Here is a 26091-nt window from a genome sequence, read left to right on the forward strand (position 1 = left end):
TCCTCGGTTTCCATCCCGAAAGGAGCTTGCCATGAACCTCATCCGCCGCGATGCCCGCACCGTCCCCACCGCCGTCGCCCCTGCGCTGGAACCCTTTGGCCTCATGCGCAACTTCCTGCGGTGGGATCCCTTCCGCGACCTGGACTTCAACATGGACCTCCAGACCGCCTTCACCCCCTCCTTCGACATCAAGGAGACCCCCGACGCCTACGTCTTCGAGGCCGACATGCCCGGGATCAAGCGCGAGGACCTGGAGATCAACCTCACCGGCAACCGCCTCACCCTCACCGGGAAGCGCGACGCGCAGGCCAGGACCGAAGGGGAGCACACCTTCATGCTCGAACGGTCCTTCGGGTCCTTCTCCCGCACCTTCAACCTGCCCGAGGGCGTGGACGCCGGCAATGTGCGGGCCGACCTGAAGGACGGCGTCCTCACCCTGGTGCTCTCCAAGGTGCCCGAGGTCAAGCCCCGCAAGATCGAGATCAGCCTCGGTCGATGAGCACCACGGCCTGGGCGGCCAGGCCCTCGCCCCGCCCCGTGAAGCCCAGCTTCTCCGTGGTGGTGGCCTTCACATTCAGATCCTCGGGCGCCAGCCCGAGGATCGGCGCGATCCGCCGGCGCATGGCCTCCCGATGGGGGGCCAGCTTCGGCCGTTCGCCGATCAGGCACACGTCCGCGTTCACGACCCGCCAGCCCCGCTGCCCCAGGTCCGCCATCACCCGCTCCAGGAGGCGGGCGGAATCGGCGCCCTTGTAGGCGGGATCCGTGTCCGGGAAGTGCTGGCCGATGTCCCCCAGGCCCGCGGCGCCCAGCAGGGCGTCCATGAGGGCGTGGAGCATGACGTCCGCGTCGCTGTGGCCCGCCAGGCCCCGGTCGTGGGGCACGGCGCAGCCCATGAGCACCAGGGGCCGGCCCTCGGCCGGATCCGCGAAGCGGTGGACGTCGAAGCCCTGGCCGATCCTCATGACGGCCCCAGGGCCCGGAATTCGTCCGTCGAATCCTGGGCGGCACCCGCGGAGCGCACCGAGGCGGCGCTGTCGGGGATGACGAGGGTGACGGCGGTGCCGGAGCCCTCCTCGCTCGCCACCTCCACGGTGCCGGCGTGCTCCTCCACGATCTTCTTGACCGTCGCCATGCCGAGGCCGGTGCCCTTGCGCTTGCCGTGGCTGAAGAAGGGCTCGAAGATCCGCCGGAGCACCTTGCGGGGGATGCCCTTGCCGTTGTCGGCCACGCCGAGCTGGATGCCGCCCTCCAGGCGGTGCCAGGAGACGACGATCTCGCCGCCCTCCGCCCCCTCCAGGGCGTCCAGGGAGTTGGCGACCAGGTTCTCGACGACCCGCGCGAAGCGGTGGCGGTCCAGGTGGGCGGCGCAGGATCCGCCCTGGCACACGAGCCTCGCCCCCGCGTCCCGGACCCGGGCCTGGAGGGGCTCCAGGAGGCCGGCCAGGTAGGGCGCGAGGTCCACCCGCTCCCGGCGCGGCTCGCGGACCTTGGCGTAGTCGACGATGTCGGCGCTGAGGCCCTGGAGCCGGTCCACGGCCGCCAGGATCTCGGCGACGTGGTGCTTCCCGTCGGGTTCCTTGAGGGTCAGCTCCAGCATCTGGGCGTGGCCGGCCACCAGGAACAGGGCGTTCTTCAGGTCGTGGACGATGGAGGAGGCCACCTGCCCCACGGTGGCCAGCACCTGGTTGCGCAGGCTCTCCTCGGCCAGGCGCGTGCGCTCGATGGCGATGGCGCAAAGGGCGACGATGGCCTCGAAGGTGGGCCGGTCCACGGGCTCCGTGGCGATGCGGCGGCTGTCCAGGTAGACCACGCCGATGCGCTCGCCCTGCACCTGGAGGGGGAGGCAGAGGATGGTCTTGAGCTGCAGGTTGATCACCGACTTCGCGGCCATCAGGGACTCGTCGGCGGCCACGTTGCGGATCCAGACCGCCTCGCCCTGCTCGAAGACCTTGTGGACGCTGCTCATGGAGAGGTGGATGTCCTTCTCCATGTTCACGCCCAGGTTGCGCTGGACCTTGACCACCAGCTCCCCGCCCTCGGGCAGCATGATGAACCCCCGGTCGGTCCCGGAAATGCCCAGGAGGCGGTCCAGGGCCTGCTCCAGCAGGTCGTCCAGCTCCACCTCGCCCGTGAGCAGGCCCGCGGTGCGGAGGATGGCCTGGAGGTTCACCTCCGAGGCGAAGGCGGATTCGCTGCGGAGGGTGAGGTAGTAGGCGCCGTCGGCCACCCGGAGGGTGCAGCCGGGCTCCCAGGGCATGCGGGAGACGCGCTCGTCCCGGAAGTAGGTGCCGTGGGAGGAGTTGAGATCCTCCACCCACCACTGGTCCTCCTCCCGGAAGATGCGCACGTGGTTCCGGCTGACCATGCTGTCGGAGAGGATCACGTCGCACTGGCTGTGCCGGCCCAGGACCATGGAGGGAAGCGCCGGGACGGCCCGCTCGAAGCCGTGCCGGTCCTTGATGGCGATGGAAGTCCGCTCTGGCACCCTGCCCCCCGTCAGGAAGTATAAGGGATCGCCCCTGGCCGGACTAGACAGGGGCCGGGGGGCGTGGGTCAAACTAGGTGCATGGAATTCGACCGCAATCCGGACCTGGATCCCGCCGCCCCCGAGGAACCCTTCGAATACAGCCTGAGGCCCCAGCGCCTCCCCGAGTACATCGGGCAGGAGAAGGTGAAGGCCCGCCTCGAGATCGCCCTTCGCGCCGCCAAGGGGCGCCGCGAGGTCCTGGACCACGTGCTGCTCTTCGGGCCCCCGGGCCTGGGCAAGACGACCCTGGCCCACGTGCTGGCCAACGAGATGGGCGTGCCCTGCAAGGTGATCCAGGCCCCCGCCCTGGAGAAGAAGGGGGACCTGGCCGCCATCCTCACCAACCTGGAGGACGGGGAGTTCCTCTTCATCGACGAGATCCACCGGCTCGCCGCCCCCATCGAGGAGATGCTCTACTCGGCCATGGAGGACCGCAAGCTGGACATCCTCATCGGCCAGGGCCCCTCCGCCCAGACCCTCAAGGTGGACCTGCGACCCTTCACCCTGGTGGGCGCCACGACCCGGGCGGGGCTCATCAGCAAGCCCCTCCACGACCGGTTCGGCATGGTGCACCGCCTCGACTACTACACCCGGGCGGAACTGGCGGTCATCGCCGCCCGCAGCGCCCAGCTCCTGGGCGTGCACATGGCCCCCGAGGGCGCCGAGGCCATCGCGCGGCGCAGCCGGGGCACCCCCCGCATCGTGAACCGCCTCCTGCGCCGGTGCCGGGACTACGCCGAGGTGAAGGGGGACGGCACCATCACCGCCGAGGCCGCGGACGCCTGCCTGGCCCTCCACGAGGTCGATCACCTGGGCCTGGAGGGCCTGGACCGCGCCTACCTGGAGGCCCTCTGCGTGAAGTTCCGCGGCGGCCCCGTGGGCGTGCGGACGCTGGCCGCGGCCCTGGGCGAGAGCGACGGCGGGGCCCTGGAGGACCTCGTCGAACCCTACCTCATGCAGATCGGCTTCCTCGACCGCACCCAGCAGGGCCGCAAGGCCACCGAAGCCGCCTACGGCTACCTCGGCCTCCAGCCCGGCCCCCAGGGGCTCTTCGGCTAGGGTGTGTTCGTAATCTAGGATAGTAATGGCTAATACCCATCCGTGCCGGAGCATGGAGGAGCTGGAATAGTGAGTCTGTGCTGCAGTGCCTGATGGCGCCGCGCATTCGCAGCATCCTATTGGAACGCGGAGGCGCGGAGGATCTCGCTGAGGCTCGCGGAGAAAGGATCAAGCCCACAAGCCCCCTCCACTCGATATCCAGGAAAACCTCCCGCTTCACCTTATGGCCGGCCAGTCTCAGGGAGTGCGCCAGACAGACCTTGTAGGGATCTTCCAGGAGTCCGTGCCCCAGAGCCTTCTGGATCTCGATGGCCTCCCCGATGATGGCCTGGGTGATCTCCTTGTGCGGATGATCCTCCCCGTCGACCTCTCCCCAATGCCTTCCCATCACGCCTCCCGTTGGGACGTGTCATTGGGAGGTGGCAGGTTCCAGGAGCGCTTTCCTCCGCGACCCTCTGCGAGATCCTCCGCGCCTCCGCGTTTCATAGGATCAATGAGGATCCGGAACGCTTGTCACCCTCCGCTCATAGCCTCAGCCAGATCACGATGCAGTCGTGTCGATGTGGCCCCCGAAATCCGAAAAGTCGAAAAGCAGTCATGCCGGCTGGATGGACGGTACATGGAAATGAGGCATTGTTCATAAGGGTTTGAGACCTACGTTGGGGCCATGTTCATTCGTTCCGTGCAGACCTCCCAGGGCAAGGTCGGCACATCATTCAACAATCATCAGCTGGTTGAAAGCTACCGGGCGGAAGCGGGACCCCGGCAGCGCCTGATCACGAACCTTGGAAGCCTCGACCTGCCCAGGGAGCGGTGGAAGGACCTGGCCGCGGCCCTGGACTTATCCCAAGCATCGCCGTGCATCCCCTTCATCCCCGTTGGAAATACAGCCGGGATGGGGCGGCGCATCCGTTACCCGATTGCGCCGTCCCATCCCTGCGATTTCATTCGCCGGGGATGCACGGGGATGAACGGGGATGCCTGGGATGCTGCCCCTGCTTCCTCGCCCTGACCCTCGCCTCTACGCGCTCAATCGGCCAGTGTCGTGCTGGCTGTGGAGTTATCCGCTGTAATCGGGAGTGATCGATCGTGTGGGTCGGAACATTGGGCTAGCGGACGATTTCCACCTCGCGGCCCAGCAAGCGCCAGAGGAGCCGGCCCTTGTCCTTGAGGCTCTCCAGTTCGGGCTTGAGGTCGCCGGCGCCCGTGAGGTGGAGGCGCACGGGGTCCCCGGACAGGTCCAGGCGGACCTGGTGCACGGATTGGCGGCGGGTGCGGTCCAGGGCGTCGGCGACGCGGACGATGGCGGCCAGCTTCTCCACCACGTGGCGGGTCCAGGGCTTGAGGGCCGCGAAGGCCTCGTGGGCCATGCGGGGGGCCTTGCCCCGGTGGTACCGCACCACCTGGGCGATGGCCTCGCACTCGGCGGGCCAGAAGCCCGCCAGCTTGGCGTTGGTGATCAGGTAGGCGCCGTGCTTGTGGTGGCCCTTCTCGGACAGGGAAAGGCCGATGTCGTGGAGGCGGGCGGCGTAGCCCAGCAGCTCCCGCTCCGGGTCCCCCAGCTCGAACTCGGGCATGAGGTCCGTGAAGAGCTGGTCCGCGAGGTAGGCCACGTGGCGGCTGTGCCCCGGATCCGGGTCCAGCTTGGCGGCGAGGGCCTCCACCGAGGCCCGGCGGCGGTCCCCCAGCACCGGCAGGGCCATGCCGCCCCGCGCCAGGGCCTGCCAGACCATGCCCTCCCGGAGGCCTACGGGCAGGCATCGGACCTGGGTGGCCCCCAGCCACTTCATGAGGCAGGCCACCCAGCTAGCGCCCACGTGGAGCACCTCGGCCCGCTTGGCGTCCACGCCCAGCTCCGCCACCCGCGCCTGGCTGGAGGTCTTCCACAGGCGCCGCTTGAAGGCCAGGAGCCGGTCCAGGTCAAAGGTGTCCTGTCCCCCCGATCCGGCGGCCAGGTCCAGCAGGGTGCCGCTGGTGGCCAGGATGACGGGGGTCTTCGGCAGGTCCTCGGGCAGGCCGGCCTGGGCCTTGCGCACCACCTTCCGCAGGAACTTGCGGACCCGGACCAGGTCGGCGGGGGTGGGGGGATTGGCCGTGGGCACGGCGTCCGCCAGGCGCTGGATGCCCCAGGGGATGGAGACGGAGGCCTCGGGCCGGCCCGCCACGAGCCAGGTGAGTTCGGTGGAGCCGCCCCCCACGTCCATGAGGACCGAGGGCACCTCCGGGAAGGGGATGGCCCGGCTCACGGCCAGGTAGATGAGGCTGGCCTCCTCCTCGCCGGAGATCACGCGGATGGGGACGCCCAGGCGCGCCGCCTCCCGCACGAAGGTCTGGGCGTTGGCCGCCTCCCGCAGGGCCGCGGTCCCGCAGGCCAGGAGGGTGTCGCACTGGAGGCCCCGCACCACCTCGGCCATGAGGGCCAGGGATTCCAGGCCGGCCTGGAAGGCCTCTGGGCCGATGGCCCCGGTCTTCATCAGGCCCCGGCCGAGCCGCACCATGTGCTTCTCCCGGGCCAGCACGCGCTGGTTGCCGAGGGCGTCCGTCTCCACCACCACGAGGTGGATGGAGTTGGATCCCACGTCGATGGCCGCGATGCGCATGGCGTCCCCCGTCCAGGGCCAGGGTGGCACCGCCCGGGGGCGGTGGCTAGCGCGGAATGTGCCCGGTGCGCTCCCAGCGGGTCCAGGTGAGGAAGTGGCGGGCGCCGTCCACGAAGTTCATCACGACGTCCGTGGGCCCCTGGGGGACGTTGGAATTGGTGTCGTCATTGCCGCCTTCGCGGTAGCTCCACCAGATGAGGAAGGGCCGGCCGCGCAGGTGATCGGCGGGGAGGAAGCCCCAGTAGCGGCTGTCGGAGCTGTTGTCCCGGTTGTCGCCCATGGCGAACACGTGGCCCGCGGGGACCTTCACGGGACCGAAGGTGTCCCGGTAGCCGCCGGGCAGCGGCTCCTGGCCCTGCTGGTCCATGGCCAGCACCTCGGGGTCGGCGTAGCGCCAGAGCTGGGTGGGGGGCATGTCGTCCCGCACGCCGGGATCGCGCTCCAGGGGCCAGGGGCCCATGACGGGGCCTTCCTTGCGGTCGAGGACGTGGTGCTCGAAGGGGCCCGTGACCAGCTTGCCGTTCACGTAGAGGCGCTTGTCCCGGACCTCGACGGTGTCGCCGGCGACGGCCACGAGGCGCTTGACGTAGTCGTTGTTGCGCTCGAGGGGGTAGCGGAAGACGATGATGTCGCCCCGCTCCGGGCTGCGCATGGGGAAGAGCTTCTCCTCCCAGGACCACTGGGGCACCGCGAAGATGAACTTGTTGACCAGGAGGTGGTCGCCGATCATCAGCGTGTTCCGCATCGAGGCCGACGGGATCGTGAACTGCTGGCCCACGAAGGTCTTGAAGAACATGATCAGGAGCATCGCGAAGAGCAGGACCTCCGCGTTGTCCCGGACGGCGCCCTTGGCCACGCCCGCCGGAAGGATCTGTTCCTGGCTCTCGTCGCTCATTTCACGGCCTCGCGCTCGTCGGTGAATCCCTGGGATATCAGGATGTTGGTGGTCTCCCAGCGCCCGTTCCGCCAGGTCAGCGTCTGCACCTCGCCCAGGTCGGGCAGGAGGAGCGTGCGGCGGCGGAAGCCCTCCCCCTGGACGGGGGAGGATTCCACCCACACGCCGACGGCGTCGGGATCCGGCAGGGTGACGCCGGGCAGGTCGGGACGGCCCCGGCCCACGACCCGGTTCACGAGGCCGCGGTCCGTCCATTCGGTGACCTTGTCGGGGAAGCCGGCGGGAAGGACCCGGGCCTCGCTGGCGTCCAGGACGAGCCAGGCGCCGCCGTCCTTGAGGCGCAGCATCGACTGGGCCTGGCCGGAGAGGGTGGAGAAGGTCTCGGTGACGCGCAGGCCGTCCGGGCGGTCCTCGGTGCGGGCGACCCGCACCTGCAGGCGGTTGCCGGAGGCGTCGGCGGGATCCCGGTAGACCAGGGTCCGCCCGGCCTCCCACGGCGCGAAGGGCCGGACCCGCTCGCCCCGGGCGGCGCGGTCGCAGCCCACGGCCGCCGCCAGCAGGAGTCCGGCGGCGAGGAGGGCCTTCATCGGAGCCCCCGGTTGTACTTGGCCATGAGGTCCGAGAGGGTGGCGGGGGCGCCGCCCTGCTTCTGGGGGGCCGGCTTGGGCGCGGGGGGCTTCGGGCTGCCCTGGGGCTGGCCGGCGGGCTTCCCTGCGGGCGGCCGGGGCGCGCCGGACCGGGGGCGGGCGCCGCCCTCGGGGTTGGCCGGACGGCCTTCGCGGCGTCCCTCGGGCCGGCGATCCGGCCTGGGACCGCCCTGGGGGCCGCGCTCGGGACGGCCCTGGGGACCGCGGGCGGGCCGGTCGGGACGGGGACCCGCCTGGCGGGGCGCGCCGGGCAGGAGGGCCTTGATGGAGAGGCCGATGCGCTTCGACTGCAGGTCCACCGCCAGCACCTTGACCCGCACCGCCTGGCCCACGCTGAGGACGTCGGCGGGGTTCTTCACGTACTGGTGGGAGATCTCGGAGAGGTGCACGAGGCCGTCCTGGTGGACGCCCACGTCGACGAAGGCGCCGAAGTCCGTCACGTTGGTGACGATGCCCTGGAGCTCCATGCCCACCTCCAGGTCGCTGGGCTTGTGGACGCCCTCGCGGAAGGTGACGGCCTCGAAGCGCTGGCGCGGGTCGCGGCCGGGCTTCTTGAGCTCGGCGATGATGTCCCGCACGGTCTCCACGCCGAAGGTGGCGTCGGTGAAGGTGGCGGGATCGAGGCCGTCCAGGACGGCGTCGTTGCCCACGAGCTCGGGCACGGTGCGCCCGGTGACCTGGCAGATGCGCTGCACCACCGGGTAGCTCTCGGGGTGGACGGCGGAGGCGTCCAGGGGGTTCTCCCCGTCCCGGATGCGCAGGAAGCCCGCGGCCTGCAGGAAGGCCTTCTCGCCGAAGCGGGGGACGTCCATGAGCTGCTCGCGGTGCCGGAAGGCGCCGTTGGCGAAGCGGTGCTGCACGATGTTCTTGGCCAGGGACTCGCCGATGCCCGCCACGTAGGAGAGGAGGCGGTAGCTGGCGGAGTTGAGGTCGACGCCCACGCGGTTCACGCAGGACTCGACGACCTCGTCCAGGCCCTTCTTGAGGGCGGTCTGGTTCACGTCGTGCTGGTACTGGCCGACGCCGATGCTCTTGGGCTCGACCTTGACCAGCTCGGCCAGGGGGTCCTGGAAGCGGCGCGCGATGGAGATGGCGCCGCGGACGGTGACGTCCTGCTCGGGGAACTCCTCGCGGGCGACCTCGCTGGCGGAGTAGACGGAGGCGCCCGCCTCGCTCACGCTCACGCAGAGGACGGCGTCCCGGCCGGAATCGCGCAGCCACTCGCGGATGAAGGCCTCGGCCTCGCGCCCGCCGGTGCCGTTGCCGATGGCGATGGCCTCCACGGGGTGGCGGGCCGCGATCTGCTCGAGCACGGCGCGGCTGCCCTCCAGGTCCCGCTTGGGCTCCAGAGGATAGATGGTGGCGGTCTCCATGAACTGGCCCAGGCGGTTGATCACCGCGAGCTTGCAGCCGGTGCGGATGCCGGGGTCCACGCCCAGGGTGCAGAGCTGGCCCGCGGGGGGCGCCAGCAGGAGGTGGTCCAGGTTGGTCTGGAAGACCTTGATGGCCTCCAGGTCGGCCTTCTTCTTGGCCTCCACCCGCACGTCCGTTTCGAGGGTCGGAGCGAGGAGGCGATCGAAGGCGTCGCCGCACACGTCGTGGAGGAGGTTCCGGTAGGCGGAGCCCGCCTCGACCTTCACCCGGGACACGAGCTCGGTGACCAGCTTCTCCCGGTCCACGGTGAGCTTGACGGTGAGGATCTCCTCCTTCTCGCCGCGGCGGACCGCGAGGATGCGGTGGCCGGGCATCTTCCGGAGGGGTTCCTGGAACTGCCAGTAGGGCTTGAAGCGGAGGGCCTCGGAGGCGTCCTTCCGTTCCTCGCGCAGCTCCGCGTGGAGCAGGCCCGTGTCGTGGAAGACCTGGCGGAGCCAGGCGCGGACGTCGGCGTCCTCGGCGAGGCGCTCGGCCAGGATGTGGCCGGCCCCCTCCACGCACTGGCTGGGGGTCTCCAGGCCCTCGGCGCCCTCCTTGACATAGGCGGCGGCCAGCATGAGCGGATCGGCGCCCGAGGTGTCGGCCAGCAGGGCGTCCAGCAGGGGCTCGAGGCCCCGCTCCCGGGCGTCGGTGGCCTTGGTGCGCTTCTTGGGCTTGTAGGGGAGGTAGAGGTCTTCCAGTTCGGTCTTGGACCAGGCGGCCTCGATGCGGCCCCTGAGCTCGGGCGTCAGCTTGCCCTGCTTGTCGATGGTCTTGATCACCGTCTCCCGGCGGTCCAGGAGCTCCTTGAAATAGATGAGGCGCTCCTCGATGGCCCGGATCGCGACCTCGTCGAGGGACCCGGTGGCCTCCTTCCGGTAACGGGCAATGAACGGGACGGTGTTCCCCTCGTTCAAGAGCGCCGTCACGGCGGCCACGCCCGGCCTGGGCAGGGCAAGTTCCTGACAGATCCGATCGACCAGCAACTCCACGACACGTCCCTTCAAACTCACCTGAGCGGGTGAAAGGGCATCATACCCTAGGGGCCACGTACGAGCTAGGACCGGGTCCGGGCCCTGGGATGGGCCGATTCGTAGGTCCGCGCGAGGCTCTCCAGGTCGAGGTGGGTGTAGCGCTGGGTGGTGCTGAGGCTGGCGTGGCCCAGGAGCTCCTGGATGGCCCGGAGGTCCATGCCGTGGTTGAGGAGGTGCGTGGCGAAGCTGTGGCGGAGGGCGTGGGGGCTGACCTTGGCGCGGACCGAGGCCCGCTCGATGGCCTTGGCCAGGAAGGTCCGGACGCTGGCGGGGGTGAGCCGGCCCCCGCGCTGGTTGATCAGCAGGGCCGGGGTGGCCGGCAGCTCCCGGGCCGCGAGGAAGGCGCCGCGGTGGACGAGGTAGGCCTCGAGCATGCGGCCCGCGGTCTCGTGGTAGGGCACGAGCCGCTCCTTGGACCCCTTCCCCAGCACCCGCAGGGTCCGGGCCTCGGCCAGGATGTCCTGGAGATCCAGGCCCGTGAGTTCCGACACCCGGAGTCCGCAGGCGTAGAGAAGTTCAAGGATGCAGCGCAGGCGCGAGGTCGGAAAATCCCGGGGTTCCTCCAGCTCCAGCAGGGCCCCGCTCTCGGGTTCCGTCAGGAAGGCCGGAAGGCGCCGCGGCAGCTTGGGGTTCCGGAGGCCCGCGGCCGGGTCCGCCGCGATCCGCCGGGTCTCGAAGAGCCACTTGAAGAAGGTGCGCGTGGTGGAGAGGATGCGGGCCTGGCTCGCGGGATCCAGGCCGCGCTCGCCGAGCTCCAGCGCGAAGGCCCGAAGGACCCGAGGCTTCACCTCCCACCCCTCCCAGCCCTCGCCGCAGGCGTGGGCCACGAGCTTGTCCAGGTCGCCCTTCCGGGCGCGGAGCGTGTGCGGGGAGACGCCCCGGGCCCGCTCCTCCAGGAGGAACGCGGCGGGGGCTTCGGAAAGGGCGGGCGTCGGCATGGGACCTGTTCGAAGGGTACGATACCCCGCGGAGTGATACCATGACAGGAGGAGTCCCGATTGATCCAGACGATCCCTGATCTGTTCTACACGGCCCTGGAGCGGGATTACAGCGACGCCCTGGCGCACCGGACCGGCGGCGTCTGGACCTGCCTCTCCCACCGGGAGATCCAGGCGCGGGTGGAGCGCCTCGCCCTGGCCCTCGACGCCCGGGGCCTGGTCCGGGGGGACCGGGTGGCCGTCCTTTCCGAGAACCGGCCCGAATGGGCCGTGGCCGACTACGCCTGCGCGGCCATGGGCATCGTCACGGTGCCCGTCTACCCCACCCTGAACCTGCCCCAGACCGCCCACATCCTCCACCACAGCGGGTCCCGCTGGATCTTCTGCTCGACGCCGGACCAACTGGCCAAGGTCCTCGAGCTCTGGCCCGGGCTGCCCGACCTGGAGGCCGCCGTGCTCATGGCCGGCGACGTCCCCGCCGGCTGCCCCCGCCCCGTCCTCGCCTGGGCGGACCTCGCCGCCGAGGGCCAGGCCCAGGAGGACCGCCGCCCCGAGGTCCGCGCGCGGGCCGCGCAGATCCGGCCCGAGGACCTCCTGACCCTCATCTACACCTCCGGGACCACCGGCGACCCCAAGGGCGTCATGCTCACCCACGGGAACCTCACCGCCAACATCCGCCTCGGCCTGGAGGCCATGGAGGTGGTGCCCGGCCAGCGGTGCCTCTCCATCCTGCCCATGTCCCACATCTTCGAGCGCATGGGCGGGCACTACACCATGTTCCACGCGGGGGTCTCCATCTACTACGCGGAGAGCCTGCAGACCGTGGCCCGGGACCTGGAGGAGGTCCGCCCCCAGATCCTCCTGGCCGTGCCCCGCATCTTCGAGAAGTTCTACGCCAAGGTCCGGGAGCAGGTGAACGCCGGGGGCCTGCCCCGGCGCCTCGTCTTCCACTGGATCACCGCCCTCGGGGCCCGCATGGCCCAGTACCGCTACCGGGACCTGCCCCTGCCCCTCCCCCTGCGGCTGGCCGCGGCGGTCTGCGACCTCCTCGTCTTCCGCAAGGTGCGCGCCCGCCTCGGCGGACGGATCAACATGTGCGCCGTGGGCGGGGCCGCCATCCATCCCCGGATCCTGGAGTTCTTCTGGGGCGCGGGCATCCCGCTCTTCGAAGGCTACGGCATGACGGAGACGAGCCCGCTCCTGACCCTCTCCCGCAAGGGCGACATGTGCCCCGGCAGCGTCGGCCGGCCCATCCTGGACACCTGGGCGGGCCGCCCCTTCCTGCGCATCGGCGAGGATGGCGAGATCCTCGTCCAGGGCCCCACCATCATGGGGGGCTACTGGCGCAACCCGGAGGCCACCGCGGAGGCCATCGACGCCGAGGGCTGGTTCCACACCGGCGACATCGGGGAGATGGACGCGGCCGGCCGGGTCCGGATCACCGACCGGAAGAAGGAGATCATCTGCACCTCCGGCGGCAAGAACGTGGCCCCCCAGCCCCTGGAGAACGCCCTCCGGGCGGACAAGTACATCGAGCAGGCCATCGTGATCGGCGAGGGCCGGAACTTCATCAGCGCCCTCATCGTCCCCAATTTCGCCAACCTGCGCCTCTGGGCGGACTACCGGAAGGTCCCCTACACCTCCGACGCGGACCTGGCCGGCCGGCCCGAGGCCGTGGCCAAGGTCATGCGCAGGGTCGAGCGCATCAACGCCCGCTTTTCCAACTATGAGCGGGTCAAGAAGATCGCCCTCCTGGACGCGGAGCTGACCCCGGACAGCGGCCTCCTCACCCCCTCCCTGAAGGTGCGGCGACGGGCGGTGGACGAGGCCTTCCGGGACCGCATCGACGCCCTCTACGGCGGCTGAATTCGGGCTTGCAACGGCAGCGGGCCGGACTAACATGGGACATCCTTCCGCCCGAGTCACCGGCTAACTGTTGGAGGCACGATCCATGCGACTCCCAGTACCGTTCCCGCTCATGCTCGCTTGTCTGGTCGCATATGCCCAGCCGCCCGCCACCCCCGCCCGGGCCCAGGCCCTCGTGCGGAAGGCCATCGCCTACGCCCGGACCCACGGGCTCGAGGCCCTCTTCCGCCAGACCAACGAGGCCAACGGCACCTTCAACGTGGGCAGCGGCGGGGAGATGTACCTCTTCGTCTACGACGAGAAGGGGGTCTGCAAGGCCATCGGCTTCAACGCCGCCGTCCTCGTCGGGAAGAACCGGATCGACCTCCGGGACTCGGACGGGAAGGCCTACCTCCAGGAGATGATCCGGGTCGCCCGCACCCAGGGGCGGGGCTGGGTGGACTACCGCTACCCGGATCCGGTCACCGGCCGGGTGGTCCCCAAGACCTCCTATGTCGAATGGTATGAAGGACTTTTATTCGGCTGCGGCGTCTACCGGCGGTAGCCCAGCTTGACCCCCGGCGGGAGGGCCACCTACCCTGGGACCAGGAGCCTGCCTTGAAACTCACCCAGGGGGAGAAATCCGAACGCAGCCAGGCCGCCATTCTCCAGGCGGCCCTTCGACTTTTTTCCAAACAGGGGTACCGGGGCACGAGCATCCGCGAGATCGCCGAGGCGGCGGGCCTCTCCACCGGGAACGTGTATCACCACTTCCCCGACAAGGAGACCCTCTTCACCACGCTCCTGGGCCAATACTTCGAGGCCATCGAAAGCCCTGAATTCCCCTTCAACAAGGCCCTGGCCGCCGGAGCCTTCCCGGACGACCTGGAGGCCCTCGCCCGGGCCACGGAGGAGAGCATCCGCACCTTCCGGCCCTACGTCGCGCTCATCTATATCGACGTGGTGGAGTTCGACGGCACCCACATCCGCAAGTTCTACGCGGAGATGTCCAGCCGCTTCAACGCCTTCCTCAACCGCCGCTATCCGGACGACGCCCTCCAGGGCAAGCTGGCCCCCGGCATCCAGCCGAACACGGCCCTCATGCTGGCCAGCCGCGTTTTCCTCCACTACTTCGCCGTGGAAATCCTCTTCGGGGTGCCGGACCAGTTCGGCCAGGGGACGGAACGAACGGTGTCGGAGATCTCCGAGATCCTGCGCAAGGGCATGCTGGCGGACGCCGCCCGCCGGCCGTGAAGCCCCAGGCCACGCCGGGACTTGACGCCCCGGAACCCGCCCGCCAATCTACAAACCAAACACTCGTTATTTCATGGCGCGGACGGGGCCCCTTCCGTTCCCGGTCCGCCGCCGGGGGGAATCCATGAACACCCTGACCATCCTGATCGCCGCCGTGGCCGCGACCGTCTGCGCGGTGGGCGTCGCCGCCGGCCGCAAGGTGATGAAAGACCCCTTGAAGCTGTACAACCGTGCCGCCCGGCGGTCCCTGGTCTCCAAGGGCCTGCGGCAGATCCAGGTGGCGTCCCCCTCCGGCCCCCAGAGCGCCTTCGTCGGCGGCGAGGGCCCCGTCCTCGTCCTGCTCCACGGGGCCGGGGACCAGGCCGGGACCTGGTCGCGGGTGGCCCCGGAGCTCCTGGAAGGCCGCACGCTGATCCTCCCCGACCTGGCCGGGCACGGGGACAGCGCCCCCGCCGAAGGCCCCATCGACACCTCCGCCGTCTACCACGGGCTGGAGGCCATCCTCGCCTCCGAGCTGAAGGGCCGGAAGGCCGTGGTCGCCGGCAACTCCCTGGGGGCCTGGATGGCCATGGTCCTCGCCGACCGCCATCCCGACTGGGTCGAGCGCGTCATCGCCATCAACGGCGGCCCCCTCATCGGCACCAGCAGCGTCAGGCTCCTGCCCCGGACCCGCGAGGAGGCCCGGGAAGCCTTCGCGGCCCTGCGGGATCCCGGCAGCCCCGCCGTGCCCGACGCCGTCCTGGATGAGATGGTGCGGGACGCCCCCACGAGCCCCCTGGCCCGGTTCGCGTCCACCGCCGCCACCATGCTGCCCTGGGTCATGGACGAGGCGAAGCTCCGCACCTTCCAGACCCCCGTGACCCTCGTGTGGGGCGTGTCCGACCGGATGATGGACCTGGCCTACGCCGACCGGATGCTGCAGGCCCTCCCCGGCGCCCGCCTCATCCGGATCGAAGGCTGCGGCCACGTCCCCCACCAGGAATCCCCCGCCCGCTTCCTCGAGGCCTTCCGCCAGGCCCTCTAGCAGCCATTCGGACGACCTCCCCAGGGGTTGGAGGCGAACCGGCCTCCCGCTTGCCCTCGGCAACCTCGGCGAGGGCTTGCTCAAGCGCCGGTCGGCGCAACGAGGATCCGCGCCGAAGCTCCTGTCGGAAAGCCCCTCGCCGAGCCGCCGAGGCCGGGGCCGGCTTTCGGGCCAGGCCGCGGCCCTGGCGTTCCCCTGCCTCGGGCGCGGTCCGGGTGGCCGCCGCCGGGATCGCCCTTGGCCCCCCTCGGGCCATCGTCCGTCCCGGCGGCGGTTCTCGTCAGGCTTCCTGCCAGGGGCCCCACTGGATCACCGTGGAGGCCCACACGAAGCCGAGTCCGGCGCCCACGAACACGATGCGGGAGCCGTCCTGGATCTTGCCGTCGCGCAGGCCCAGCTCCAGGCTCAGCACCTGGTCGTTCTGGCCCACGTGGCCGTAGTCGTCGAGGTACGTGGTCTGGTCCTGCCGCAGGCCGAGCTCGGCCAGCACGGCGTCATGGGCGCTGCGCTTGAAGTGCAGGATGGCCAGGTAGTCGATGGCGTCCCCCTCGAAACCGGAGAGGCGCATGGACTCGCGGATGACCGCGTAGAAGTTGGGCATGGTCACTTCGCCGAGCTTGGCCTTGAAGGCCTCCTCGTCGGGGACCACGAAATGGGCCCTGGCCTCGTCGCCGGGCGCCGGGGGCCAGGCCTTGGAGCCCAGGGCTGGCACCACGCACATCTCGGAGAGGGAGCCGTCCCCGCGGAAGGCCGAGGCGAGCACCGCGTTGCGGCCGGCGTTCTTCCTGAGCACCAGGGCGCTGCCGCCGGAGCCGATGTCCATCATGAACCGGGTCTCGGGCACGCTGATGTCGATGAGGTCGTTGTTGCGGTAGCCGCTGACGAGGAGCACGGTGTCCAGGTCCTGGCGCGCGAGCATGAGGCTCTTGGCCACGTCCAGGGCGGCCATCATGGAGCCGCACATGGCCTCCATGTCGAAGCTCCAGGCCTTCTTCGCCCCGAGCTGGTCCGCGACGTAGAGCCCCGCCAGCCAGCAGGGGTAGTCCTTGTGCTGGGCGCCGCACCAGATCACCAGGTCGACGCTGGAGGGGTCGACCCCGGCCTGGTCCAGGGCCTTCCGGGCGGCGGCGAGCCCCATGAAGGCGGTCGTCTCGCCGGGGCCGGCGACCGGCTTCTCCTTGACGCCGAACTTGACCGCGATGACCGCCTCCGGGACCCCCGTGGCCGCCGCCAGCTCGGCGGCGGTCACGCGCCCGTTAGGCAGCCAGGTCCCGTGGCCGATGATGCCCACATGCATAAACGCCCCCTGTTAGAAGTGAATCGGATCTCATTTTGTCTACCCCCTCCGGCGCCGGACTGTCAAGCCGATCCGGCGGAAAAAACGAGGATTGACGCGTTTAATATTGTGATTTCTGCAATTAAAATTTATGCGATCTCCCGGCCCAGGAATCCCTTGCCCGCTCTGGGCCCCGGTTTTACACTTTTGCAAATACCGAATCAGGTCTCACACCCCCCGCCCGCGCCCGTGGGCCAAGGAGTCCAGTCATGGCAACGGAGAACCGAGGAAATCCGAAGACGGAGGAGCGCCTCGTGTCCGCGGCCGTGAGCCTGTTCGCGCGCAAATGGTACGGCACCGTGTCGGTGGCCGAGATCTGCCGTGCGGCAGGATTGTCCAACGGCGTCTTCTACCGCTACTACGACGGCAAGGAGACCCTCTTCAAGGCCATCCTGGGCCGCGTCCTGGAGCAGATCCGCGAGGCCGTGGAGGGCGCCCAGGGGGCCTCGACCGAGGACCGGCTCCACGCCTTCTCCGACGCGATCATCCAGTTCTCGGCGGACCATCCGGACCTCATCTCCGTGTTCCGCGAGGGGCAGTACCGGTTCTATGACTACGAGCGGCGCCTCGTCGCGATCTACCAGCGCGGCCTCGGCGAGGCCCTGGGACGGGAGGTCGGCCTCGCGGAGTACCTCTTCGCCCTCGGCGGCCTCCGGTTCTGCGCCGTCGGCCAGGCCCTCCAGGGCGCGAAGGTCGACATCCCCTCCGTCAGCGCCATCCTCAACCGGGGCCTCTACCGGCGCATGGGCTTCGACCCGGCGCGGGTCTTCGGCGGCACCGCCACGCCCCTTCCCGTTCCCCTGGAGGAGACCGCCCGGGAGCGCCTCCTGCGCAGCGGGCGCCGCCTCTTCGGGGAGAAGGGCTTCTTCGAGACGAACATCCACGAGATCACCGCGGGCGCGGACCTTTCCGTGGGCGCCTTCTACACCTATTTCGAGTCCAAGGAGACGTTCTACGCCGAGCTGATCCGCCTCGTCAGCCACGACGTCCGCGCCTTCATCTCGAAGAACCTGGCCGAGACGGGCCTCGACGACTTCAACGCCCTGGAGCTGGAGCTCCGCGGGCTCTGGCTCTGGATCGTCTACCTCTCCATCGACCGGAACTGCTACAACATCGTCCGCGAGGCGGAATTCGTCCTGCCCGCCGTCGTGACCGAGTACTACGACGGCTTCAGGGCGGGCTACCACCGGCGCGCGGACCGGCACCGCGCCACCCTCGCGGCCCCCGAGGTGGATGAGGACACCGCCATCCAGTACCTCATGGGCCTCGCCCACTATTTCGGCATCCAGACCGCCTTCGACGACTCCCTGGGCAGCGCGCGCAGCCTCGTGGAGACGATCGGAGCCTACCTTTCCCGAGGATTCTCGGACGACCTCATCTGAAGGAGCCCTTCCATGCCCACCCCCCAGGACCTGTACCGAAGCAGGCTCGTGGCGGCCGAGGAGGCCGTCACCAACATCCGAACGGACAGCGACGTGATCGTCGCCATGTGCGCCTCCGAGCCCCAGGGCTGCATGGAGAAGTTCCATCTCGTCGCCGACCGCGTCGAGAACGTGCGCGTCTTCTCCTGCCTCACCCTGAAGCCCTACACGTTCTACATGGACCCGGCGATGAAGGGCCACTTCGAGCTGGCCAGCTGGTTCCACGCGCCGGGCTCCCGCGAGTCCCTGAAGCGGGGCACCGGCCTCGTCACCTACGTGCCCAACATGCTCCACCGGGCCGCCACCGACCGCATCCACGCCAAGCGTCCCGACATCTTCTTCGGGACCTGCACCCCGCCCGACAAGCACGGCTTCGTGTCCCTCGCCCTGGGCATCACCTACGAGAAGGACATCATCGAACACGCCCGGTGCGTGGTGCTGGAGGTGAATCCCCGCCTGCCCCGGACCTTCGGCGACACCCAGATCCACGTCTCCCAGGTGGACTTCTTCGTGGAGAACGACCAGGAGGTGCCCGCCCTGCCCTCCCCCGTGCCCTCCGCCACGGACCACCTGATCGGCGGGCACATCGCCGAGCTGGTCGAGGACGGCTCCACCCTGCAGCTGGGCATCGGGGGCATTCCCAACGCCGCCGCCCTCGCCCTCAAGGACAAGCGGGACCTGGGCGTCCACACCGAGATGTTCGTGGACTCCATGATGGAACTCTACGAAATGGGCGTGATCACCAACGAACGGAAGGCCCTCAAGCGGGGCAAGTCCGTCACCACGTTCGCCATGGGCTCCCGCAAGCTCTACGACTGGCTCGACGACAACGTCTCCGTGGAATTCCAGCGGGGCCGCTGGGTCAACGACCCCGCGGTGGTGGCCCAGAACTCCCGCATGGTCTCCATCAACACCTGCATCTCCGTGGACTTCACGGGCCAGGTGGCCAGCGAATCCATCGGGCCCAACCAGTATTCGGGCACCGGCGGCCAGAGCGACACCGCCCAGGGCGCCGTGGCGGGCGCGGACGGGCTCGGCAAGAGCATCATCGCCTGCTACGCCACCGCCAAGGGCGGCACGGTCTCCACCATCTGCCCGACCCTCCCGGCCGGTTCCGCCGTCACCCTCCACCGCTCCCACGTGGACCATGTCGTCACCGAGTTCGGTGTGGCCCGCCTGAGGGGCCGCACCGTGCGCGAGCGCACCCTGGCCCTCATCGCCGTGGCCCATCCCGATTTCCGCGGCGACCTGACCGAGCAGGCCAAGAAGCTCGGCTACCTCTAGGGCCGCGCCCGCTGGTGCAGGTATATCGAATCACCGGCACCTCCTTGTTCCGATCCTTCGTCCTGGCAAGGGTAAGCAAGGAACCCGTACGCCGAGTCACGCGGAGTCAGCTTCGCGGTTCAGCCCAAGATGCCGGATCCAGATTTAGAAGTGGTGCCAAAACCAGCGCTTTCCGCCGGTGATGACCGGCTTCATCTCCTCCATCCCAACCATCGGCGTTCATCCCTGTTACGCAGGGCCGAGGCACGGAGGGGTCGGCGCATGCGGGTCATGGGCGCGCCGACCCATGCCGTCACTGGCCCTGCGCAACAGGGATGAACGCCGATGGCTGGGATCAACGGGGATGGGGCTGGGGGCAAGGGGAGCAGCACCTGCGGGAGTCCCAAGGCCCGGCATGGGGCCCCCAGGGGGCCCTGTCCCCGATGGAAATCCAGCGGCCGCTCCCCTCGGATGATCCAGGCTCCTGGGCGGAAGCTGCGAGGGGTGGCCACCAGAAACCCAGGTCCCGCCGGGTCCAGTTCAGGGCGGGGAAACAGGGGCATTTCCGCGCATTTCCTCCATCCCCGGCAAAAAAGCTGGGATGGGGCGGCGCATCAGGAATCCGAGTGCACCGTCCCATCCCTGCCATTTCAGCAGCCGGGGATGGACGGGGAGGCCTTGGACAAAGGCAGGGACGCCATCGGCCCACCCGGCCTTGGCGCGTGCAGGCTGGTCAGATCGGCGGGACCGTTTCCGCCCCATTCCAGGTTTCGGTAGCTTCGGCTGAAGAACGTGAACGCCGGGCACGCGTCCTTTCGCGAAGGTTGCCGAAAGACCTCGTATGGGCAAGCTGATTCCGCTCCTCCAATCTGCCACCCCCCGGACGAAACCCCCGGGTCAGCGCTGCTTCGCCAGGAACCCGAGGATGATCGTGTTCACCTCGGCGGCCCGCTCCAGGACGACCACGTGGCCGGCGCCGGGGACGACGTGGAACTCGGAGCCGGGGATGGCCTGGTGCATGAGCTCGCCGTATTTCCGGGGCTTGAGGATGTCCAGCTCGGCGCTCACGATGCAGGTGGGCAGGGCGATCTTCCCCAGGTCGGCGGTCACGTTGAAGCGGCTGAAGCTGTCGATGAGGAGATCGGCGGCCCGCAGGTCGAGGCTCGCGTAGCGCTCCTCGGCCATGGGGATGAGCTCGGGGCGCTGCTGCAGGAACCCTTCGGAGTAGGTGTCGGCGTAGATGAGCCGGAAGAAGGCGGGCCCGTCCCCGAGCCGCGCCGCGATGCCCCAGCGCTCGATCATCGCGGCCAGCAGCGGATCGCTGTGGCTCACGGACGCGATGATGCAGAGCGACTTGCAGTGGTGCGGGTAACGGATGCCCATGACGAGGTTCAGTTCGCCGCCGTACGAGGTCCCCACCATGTGGGCCGGCCCGAAGGCCAGCGCGGTCAGGAGGGCGTCCAGGTCCTCGCCGTGCTGTTCCAGGGAGTAGGGGCCTTCCGGATGTTCGCTCTGGCCCTGGCCGCGCATGTCGTAGGTCAGCACGCGGTACCGGCGAGCGAGCGCCGGGAGCTGGCAGGCCCAGGAGGCGGTATTCATGAAAACACCGTTGTTGAGCACCAGCGGTTCCCCGTCCTCGGGGCCGTGGCATTCGTAGTAGAGGTTCACGCCGTTCACGCGCAGGGTGGGCATGGCAACTCCCAGGATGGATTGAGGTGGAACGCAGGCCCCGGACGGGGCTGGAAACGGGGTGGGTGAGACTGAAATCACAACTGTAACTACCGTGATTTCAGCATGTAAAAATACTGAATCGTTCCTCATTTTTCTGCTTGACACAGTTCGGGGGGGGCATGGTCAAATTCCAGTCTAAAGCAAACCAACTGTTCGTTTTTCGAAATCCCCTCCCAGGTCCTTTCCCGAGGCGCGTCCAGAGGCCCCAGACCTTGTGGCAGCGCGCCGAAAACCCTTCGGAGCACCCATGCAACGCTACGCCAAACTTCTCTCAACCGGCTGCTATCTGCCTGAGATCAAGGTCACCAACGACGATCTCCGGGTGAAGTTCGCCCACCTCCCCGAGTTCGTGGACAAGATGGAGGCCAGTTCGGGCATCACCTGCCGCTGGCTGGCCCCCCGCGAATGGGCGGCTTCGGACATCGCCCTGCCCGCCGCCCAGCAGGCCCTGGCCAAGGCCGGCCTCCGGCCAGAGGATGTGGATCTCATCATTCTGGGAACTGATTCACCCGACTACATCACCCCCGCCACGTCCGTCGTCCTCCAGCACAAGCTGGGCGCCGTCAACGCCGGGACCTTCGACATCGGCTGCGCCTGCGCCTCCTTCCCCACGGCCTATGCCACGGCCGCCGGCTGGATCGCCACGAACCCCGCCATCAAGACGGTCCTCGTCGTGGGCGTCTACATGATGAGCAAGCTCACCGCCGACCTGGAGCCCACCGGCTTCTTCTACGGCGACGGCGCCGGCGCGGCGGTCCTGGTGGCCGACGACAAGCCGGGCTTCATCGGCGGGGCCGCCCAGGCCGGCGGCGCCTACCACCATCACTGGGGCATCTACTCGGGCGCCACCTTCGAGCCGGCCAGCGTGGAATCCGTCCAGGCGGGCCGCACCACCGTCAAGATGCTCGAGCGCTACCCCCCCGAGATCAACCACGCGGGCTGGCCCCGGCTCACCCGCAAGCTGGCCGCCAGCTGCGGCTTCAGCCTGGAGGAGATCGATTTCATCATCTTCACCCAGGTCCGCAAGGCCTCCATCGAGCTGGTGATGAAGGACCTCGGCCTGCCCATGGAGAAGACCCACACCATCATGGAGGACTGGGGCTACACCGGCTCGGCGTGCATCCCCATGGCCCTCCACGACGCGATCGAGAAGCAGAAGATCCGGTCCGGGGACCGCGTCGTCCTGGTCGGCTCCGGCGTGGGCTACAACCAGGCCGCCTGCGCGTTCTTCATGCCCTGAATCCCCCTTCCACCCCCATCTTCCCCCACCCCCACCGGAGGAAACAGAACATGAGCAAAGCCAGCATCATCGGCGCCTACAACACGGAATTCGGCGCCTTCGTCAAGAAGGACAAGGCCACCGGCCTCATGACCGACACCAGGACCTACTACGATCTCCTGGTCGAGGCCGGCCGCGGCGCCATCCGGGACGCGGGCCTGGAGGCCAAGGACATCGACGCCATCTACGTGGGTTCCTGCTCCCCGGGCTCCTTCATCAACCAGGAGCACGTGGCCCCCCTCGCCGCGGAGATCGACCCCGCCCTCCGCTTCAAGCCCATGACCCGCTGCGAGTGCGCCTGCGCCTCCAGCTCCGTGGCCCTCTACGACGCCGTCTACGCCGTCGAGGCCGGCCGGGCCCGCAACGTCCTCGTGATCGGCGTCGAGAAGATGAACCTCCTGCCGACCCCCCAGATGACGCACGTCCTGGCCTGCTGCTCCCACTGGCCCTCGGAGGGCTCCCGCGGCTGGTCCTTCCCCATGCTTTTCGCGGAATACGCCAAGGGCTACCAGCAGCACTACGGGATCCCCATGCAGGAGTTCGAGCGCATGCTCTGGACCGCCGGGGCACTCTGCTACCGCAACGGCGCCGACAACCCGCTGGCCCACGTGAAGAACGGCCCCTCCACCGTCGACGAGATCGCGGCGCTGTGCGAGGTCGACGCCAAGGGCAAGTGCAAGAACATGATGATCGCCGCCCCGCTCCGCCTCCACGACTGCAGCCTGGTCACCGACGGCGCCGCCGCCCTGGTGATCACGGGCACCGCCAACGTGGCCGACCGGACCCGGGCCGTGGAGATCGCCGGCATCGGCCACTCCGTGGAGCGCCTCCCCGAGAACGTCCGCCCCAACATGTACGACCTCATGGCCGGCAAGGACGCCGTCGCCAAGGCCTACAAGGAGGCCGGGATCACCGCCGCCGACATCGACATCGCCGAAGTCCACGACTGCTTCACCATCAACCAGATCCTGTCCACCGAGGCCCTGGGGCTCTCCCAGGACGGCCGCGCCGGCTACGACTACCTGGAAGGCCGTTTCACGCGCGAAGACAAGGTCTGCGTGAACCTCTCGGGCGGCCTCAAGTCCAAGGGACACCCCGTGGGCGCCACCGGGGCCTCCATGCACGCCCTGATCTACAAGCAGCTCATCGGCGAGCCCATCGGCGCCAAGGCCCGCAATGCGAACATCGGCGTGGCCTTCAACGTGGGCGGCTCCGCGGTCACCAACTGCGTCACGGTCCTGAAGAAGCTCTAGGCCCGGCCGGAAAGGACTGCCATGACCCCCTTCACCTACAACGACATGACCTTCAGCCTCGAGGCCAGGGACGGCAAGTGGGACCTGGTCTGCACCCGGGAGGGCGCGGCCGGGGCCTACGCGGCCGCGGGGCTCTTCCCCGGCGCCGGTGAGGCGGAAGCCCTCGAGCGGGCCCAGGCCCTGGTGCGCACGGTCTTCCCCGTGGGCATCAAGTGCGTCGGGCCCGACGTCTCGCACCCCAACACGATCGGCGACCTCCGCATCGTGGGCCCCGACGTCACCCATCCGAACTTCATCTACTGGAACAAGGACTCCGTCCGCTGCCCCCGGCAGCTCTAGCCCGACACCCCCGAATCGAGAGGTAGACCCATGGAAATCAAAGGCAAAGTGGCCATCGTGACCGGCGGCGGCAACGGCATCGGCGAGGCGGTGGCCAAGTTCCTGGCCAAGGAAGGCGCCCGCATCGCCATCGTCGACATGGTCCAGAAGAACATCGACCGCGTCGTCAAGGAGCTCAAGGAGATGGGGGCCGAGGCCATCGGCATCCAGGCCAACGTGACCTCCGAGGCCGACACCGCCCGCTACGTCAAGGGCGCCATCGAGGCCTTCGGCCAGCTCAACATCGCCGTCTCCTGCGCCGGCATCATCCGCGACGGCCTCATGCTGACCCCCGACAAGGAGACCGGCAAGGTCGCCCGGAAGCTGGACCTGGCCAAGTGGCAAGCCGTCATCGACACCAACCTGACCGGCACCTTCCTCTGCCTCCGCGACTGCGCCGAGGCCATGGTCAACGGCGGCTGGGAGGGCATCCTCGTGCCCATCTCCTCGGTGAACAAGGCGGGGCAGGTCGGGCAGCTCAACTACTCCTCCGCCAAGGTGGCCGACGCCCTGATGCCCAAGATCATCGTGGGCGAGTTCCACATGAGGGGCATCCGCAACGTCCGCTGCGTCGCCATCGCCCCCGGCTACACCGCCACCCCCATGCTGACCGGCATGAACCAGGACGCCCTCAAGGCCATCCTGGAGGATGTCCACCTCGGCCGCCTCGTGGCCCCCGAGGAGATCGCCGACTGCATCGCCTTCGCCATCCGGAACGAGGCCGTCAACGCGACCACGCTCGAAATCACCGGCGGCCTCTGCTACCCCAAGGGCATCGCCAAGTAGTCCACCCCCAACCCTCTCCGGGCCGCGGGCGCCGTCCCGCCCCTCCCACCCCCAAACCCCCAAGGAGCCACAATGAAACTGCAATACGTGCTCGTCGCCGCAGCTTCCGCGCTCACCGTTTCGGCCCAGACGCCGTTCCAGGTGGGTTCCTTCACCAACGTCACCGTCAGCGGCCTGCTCGCGGTGGGCGTGAAGAACTCCGCCATCAGCCAGGGCAACAGCTCTGCCGCCCAGTGGGCGAACCGGAACAACATCCCCTCCGAGACCCACGTGGACGACAACACGTCCCGCCTGATCATCACCAGCACCTCCAAGATCGCCGACGGCTGGGCCGTGGTGTTCAGCTGCGAGAGCCGGTTCACCGCCGACACCCGCCCCGGCGACAACGCCACCGGCGGCCTGGGCGCCACGGTGCCCGTGGCCAACGCCAGCGGCTGGGCCGACGGCGACACCTACGGCGGCATCGTCTCCCCCTACGGCAGCATCAAGGTCGGCAAGTCCACCCTCTACTACACCGACGGCATCTCCGTCGGCTACCTGGCCCCCATCCTCGAGGCCCCCGGCGAAGGCCAGCGCATCTGGGACGCCAACGGCCTGGCCACGTTCAACATCCTGTCCACCTACAACACGGGCATGATCTACAACGGCACCTACATTCCCGACTTCGCCAAGAACCACCTGGGCAACACCCGCAGCCGCAACACCATCCGCTACGAGTCGCCCATCTTCAAGCCCACCGGCAAGGACCTCCTCGACTTCGCCATCGCCTGGTCCAAGAACGCCGCCGGTTCCGAGAACGAAGTGGTCCCCACGGGCGCCGCCTCCGCCAACAACTCCTCGTACGCCCAGGGCAGCACCACCTACTTCCGGGCCCGGTACAACGGCTACGGCTTCTCCGCCCTGCTGTCCTGGATGGACCAGCGCTTCAACGGCGTGGCCACCACCGCCATCAACAGCGAGCTCAAGGCCTGGCGCGCCGGCATCTCCTACGTCCCCATGAAGGGCCTGAAGTTCGGCGTCGTCTATGACGACACCACCTGCGTCAACGGCATCCGCTCCGCCACCGGGACCCCCCTGGACGACGCCAAGCGCACCGCCTACTCCGTGCCGGTCTCCTACCTGTGGGGCGACCACGGCGTCTACGTGACCTACAGCAAGGCCGGCGACACCACCTCGTACAAGGACAGCGGCGCCACCCAGATCAACTACGGCTACGACTACGCCCTCACCAAGCGCGCCTTCGTGGGCGTCTGGGTCACCCAGCTGAAGAACGCCGCCAACGGCTACTACGCCCCCTTCCTCGCGGGCTACTCCTTCGGCGGGTCCACGGTCATGAAGGGCGAGACGTTCACCCAGTTCGGCGTCAACCTGAACTACTGGTTCTGATCGCGACAGACGGGGCGCC

Annotated in this window: 24 protein-coding genes; 14 read left to right on the forward strand and 10 right to left on the reverse strand. The window is 69.0% G+C overall.

The annotated features are described in order from the left end of the window. Window positions 1–31 precede the first annotated feature (31 nt). On the forward strand, window positions 32–499 hold the full coding sequence (locus R2J75_RS12745) for an Hsp20/alpha crystallin family protein (protein ID WP_243333005.1): 468 nt from the start codon (window positions 32–34) through the stop codon (window positions 497–499). Here R2J75_RS12745 and ispF read toward each other — a convergent pair. Both ispF and R2J75_RS12755 read right to left on the reverse strand, forming a co-directional pair. Further along, window positions 483–965, reverse strand: a complete 483-nt coding sequence (gene ispF / locus R2J75_RS12750) for a 2-C-methyl-D-erythritol 2,4-cyclodiphosphate synthase (RefSeq protein ID WP_243333007.1) — start codon at window positions 963–965, stop codon at window positions 483–485. The two genes, R2J75_RS12745 and ispF, sit on opposite strands and share 17 nt — an antisense overlap. Continuing rightward, window positions 962–2488, reverse strand: coding sequence for an ATP-binding protein (locus tag R2J75_RS12755; protein ID WP_243346285.1), 1527 nt, complete (start codon window positions 2486–2488; stop codon window positions 962–964). The genes ispF and R2J75_RS12755 overlap by 4 nt, the downstream gene beginning before the upstream one ends. An 81-nt stretch (window positions 2489–2569) precedes the next feature. Here R2J75_RS12755 and ruvB point away from each other — a divergent pair, with 81 nt between their 5' ends. After that, complete coding sequence (gene ruvB, locus R2J75_RS12760) at window positions 2570–3589, forward strand: Holliday junction branch migration DNA helicase RuvB (protein ID WP_243333011.1); 1020 nt, start codon at window positions 2570–2572, stop codon at window positions 3587–3589. Here ruvB and R2J75_RS19935 read toward each other — a convergent pair. Further along, the gene (locus R2J75_RS19935; RefSeq protein ID WP_394365843.1) at window positions 3483–3977 is read right to left on the reverse strand and encodes a GxxExxY protein; all 495 of its coding nucleotides are present in this window, start codon (window positions 3975–3977) and stop codon (window positions 3483–3485) included. The genes ruvB and R2J75_RS19935 overlap by 107 nt on opposite strands. 279 nt (window positions 3978–4256) lie before the next feature. On the opposite strand from R2J75_RS19935, the gene R2J75_RS12765 reads away from it, so the two are divergent. Beyond that, a complete protein-coding gene (locus R2J75_RS12765) occupies window positions 4257–4601 on the forward strand; it encodes a hypothetical protein (protein ID WP_316410320.1) in 345 nt (114 codons plus the stop codon). Window positions 4602–4698: 97 nt separating this feature from the next. On the opposite strand, the gene R2J75_RS12770 is transcribed toward R2J75_RS12765, so the two are convergent. The 5 genes from R2J75_RS12770 to R2J75_RS12790 form a co-directional block, all read right to left on the reverse strand. Next, a complete protein-coding gene (locus R2J75_RS12770) occupies window positions 4699–6189 on the reverse strand; it encodes a Ppx/GppA phosphatase family protein (RefSeq protein ID WP_243346287.1) in 1491 nt (496 codons plus the stop codon). 46 nt (window positions 6190–6235) lie between these two features. Continuing rightward, window positions 6236–7084 carry a signal peptidase I gene (gene lepB, locus R2J75_RS12775; RefSeq protein WP_243333016.1) on the reverse strand — a complete coding sequence of 283 codons (849 nt, stop codon included), beginning with the start codon at window positions 7082–7084 and terminating at the stop codon, window positions 6236–6238. Beyond that, window positions 7081–7671, reverse strand: a complete 591-nt coding sequence (locus R2J75_RS12780) for a hypothetical protein (protein WP_243333018.1) — start codon at window positions 7669–7671, stop codon at window positions 7081–7083. The genes lepB and R2J75_RS12780 overlap by 4 nt, the downstream gene beginning before the upstream one ends. Beyond that, window positions 7668–10136: a Tex-like N-terminal domain-containing protein gene (locus R2J75_RS12785; protein ID WP_243333020.1), complete on the reverse strand. Its 2469-nt coding sequence runs from the start codon at window positions 10134–10136 to the stop codon at window positions 7668–7670. Before R2J75_RS12785 ends, R2J75_RS12780 begins: the two co-directional genes overlap by 4 nt. A gap of 65 nt (window positions 10137–10201) precedes the next feature. Next, on the reverse strand, window positions 10202–11116 hold the full coding sequence (locus R2J75_RS12790; RefSeq protein ID WP_243333022.1) for a tyrosine recombinase XerC: 915 nt from the start codon (window positions 11114–11116) through the stop codon (window positions 10202–10204). Window positions 11117–11176: 60 nt separating this feature from the next. Between R2J75_RS12790 and R2J75_RS12795 the strand changes: the two genes are divergently transcribed. The 4 genes from R2J75_RS12795 to R2J75_RS12810 all read left to right on the forward strand — a co-directional run bounded on the left by R2J75_RS12795 (window position 11177) and on the right by R2J75_RS12810 (window position 15239). Further along, on the forward strand, window positions 11177–12982 hold the full coding sequence (locus R2J75_RS12795) for an AMP-dependent synthetase/ligase (RefSeq protein WP_316410321.1): 1806 nt from the start codon (window positions 11177–11179) through the stop codon (window positions 12980–12982). A gap of 85 nt (window positions 12983–13067) precedes the next feature. Continuing rightward, on the forward strand, window positions 13068–13526 hold the full coding sequence (locus R2J75_RS12800; protein ID WP_243333026.1) for a cache domain-containing protein: 459 nt from the start codon (window positions 13068–13070) through the stop codon (window positions 13524–13526). A gap of 53 nt (window positions 13527–13579) precedes the next feature. Continuing rightward, the gene (locus R2J75_RS12805) at window positions 13580–14215 is read left to right on the forward strand and encodes a TetR/AcrR family transcriptional regulator (RefSeq protein ID WP_243333027.1); all 636 of its coding nucleotides are present in this window, start codon (window positions 13580–13582) and stop codon (window positions 14213–14215) included. A 124-nt stretch (window positions 14216–14339) separates the two neighbouring features. Then, window positions 14340–15239, forward strand: coding sequence for an alpha/beta fold hydrolase (locus R2J75_RS12810; protein ID WP_243333029.1), 900 nt, complete (start codon window positions 14340–14342; stop codon window positions 15237–15239). A gap of 280 nt (window positions 15240–15519) precedes the next feature. Here the strand turns inward: R2J75_RS12810 and R2J75_RS12815 are convergent, their stop codons facing one another. Continuing rightward, window positions 15520–16536 carry a 3-oxoacyl-ACP synthase gene (locus R2J75_RS12815; protein WP_243333030.1) on the reverse strand — a complete coding sequence of 339 codons (1017 nt, stop codon included), beginning with the start codon at window positions 16534–16536 and terminating at the stop codon, window positions 15520–15522. Window positions 16537–16784: 248 nt separating this feature from the next. Here R2J75_RS12815 and R2J75_RS12820 point away from each other — a divergent pair, with 248 nt between their 5' ends. Next, window positions 16785–17957, forward strand: a complete 1173-nt coding sequence (locus tag R2J75_RS12820) for a TetR/AcrR family transcriptional regulator (protein ID WP_243333032.1) — start codon at window positions 16785–16787, stop codon at window positions 17955–17957. A gap of 12 nt (window positions 17958–17969) precedes the next feature. Continuing rightward, window positions 17970–19280: an acetyl-CoA hydrolase/transferase family protein gene (locus R2J75_RS12825; RefSeq protein WP_243333034.1), complete on the forward strand. Its 1311-nt coding sequence runs from the start codon at window positions 17970–17972 to the stop codon at window positions 19278–19280. A gap of 876 nt (window positions 19281–20156) precedes the next feature. Here R2J75_RS12825 and R2J75_RS12830 read toward each other — a convergent pair. Continuing rightward, window positions 20157–20951: an alpha/beta fold hydrolase gene (locus R2J75_RS12830; protein ID WP_243333036.1), complete on the reverse strand. Its 795-nt coding sequence runs from the start codon at window positions 20949–20951 to the stop codon at window positions 20157–20159. Window positions 20952–21237: 286 nt separating this feature from the next. Here R2J75_RS12830 and R2J75_RS12835 point away from each other — a divergent pair, with 286 nt between their 5' ends. From R2J75_RS12835 to R2J75_RS12855, 5 genes are all read left to right on the forward strand, one after another. Then, entirely contained in the window at window positions 21238–22230 is a 993-nt protein-coding gene (locus R2J75_RS12835; protein WP_243333038.1) for a 3-oxoacyl-ACP synthase III family protein, read from the forward strand. Window positions 22231–22280: 50 nt separating this feature from the next. Then, a complete protein-coding gene (locus R2J75_RS12840; RefSeq protein WP_243333040.1) occupies window positions 22281–23522 on the forward strand; it encodes a thiolase C-terminal domain-containing protein in 1242 nt (413 codons plus the stop codon). 21 nt (window positions 23523–23543) lie between these two features. Next, complete coding sequence (locus R2J75_RS12845) at window positions 23544–23861, forward strand: hypothetical protein (RefSeq protein WP_243333042.1); 318 nt, start codon at window positions 23544–23546, stop codon at window positions 23859–23861. Between the two features lie 30 nt (window positions 23862–23891). Further along, a complete protein-coding gene (locus R2J75_RS12850) occupies window positions 23892–24686 on the forward strand; it encodes an SDR family NAD(P)-dependent oxidoreductase (RefSeq protein ID WP_316410322.1) in 795 nt (264 codons plus the stop codon). 72 nt (window positions 24687–24758) lie between these two features. Continuing rightward, the gene (locus R2J75_RS12855) at window positions 24759–26072 is read left to right on the forward strand and encodes a porin (RefSeq protein WP_243333046.1); all 1314 of its coding nucleotides are present in this window, start codon (window positions 24759–24761) and stop codon (window positions 26070–26072) included. The last annotated feature ends 19 nt before the right edge of the window (window positions 26073–26091 follow it).

This window comes from Mesoterricola sediminis (genome assembly GCF_030295425.1).
Taxonomy (GTDB): domain Bacteria; phylum Acidobacteriota; class Holophagae; order Holophagales; family Holophagaceae; genus Mesoterricola; species Mesoterricola sediminis.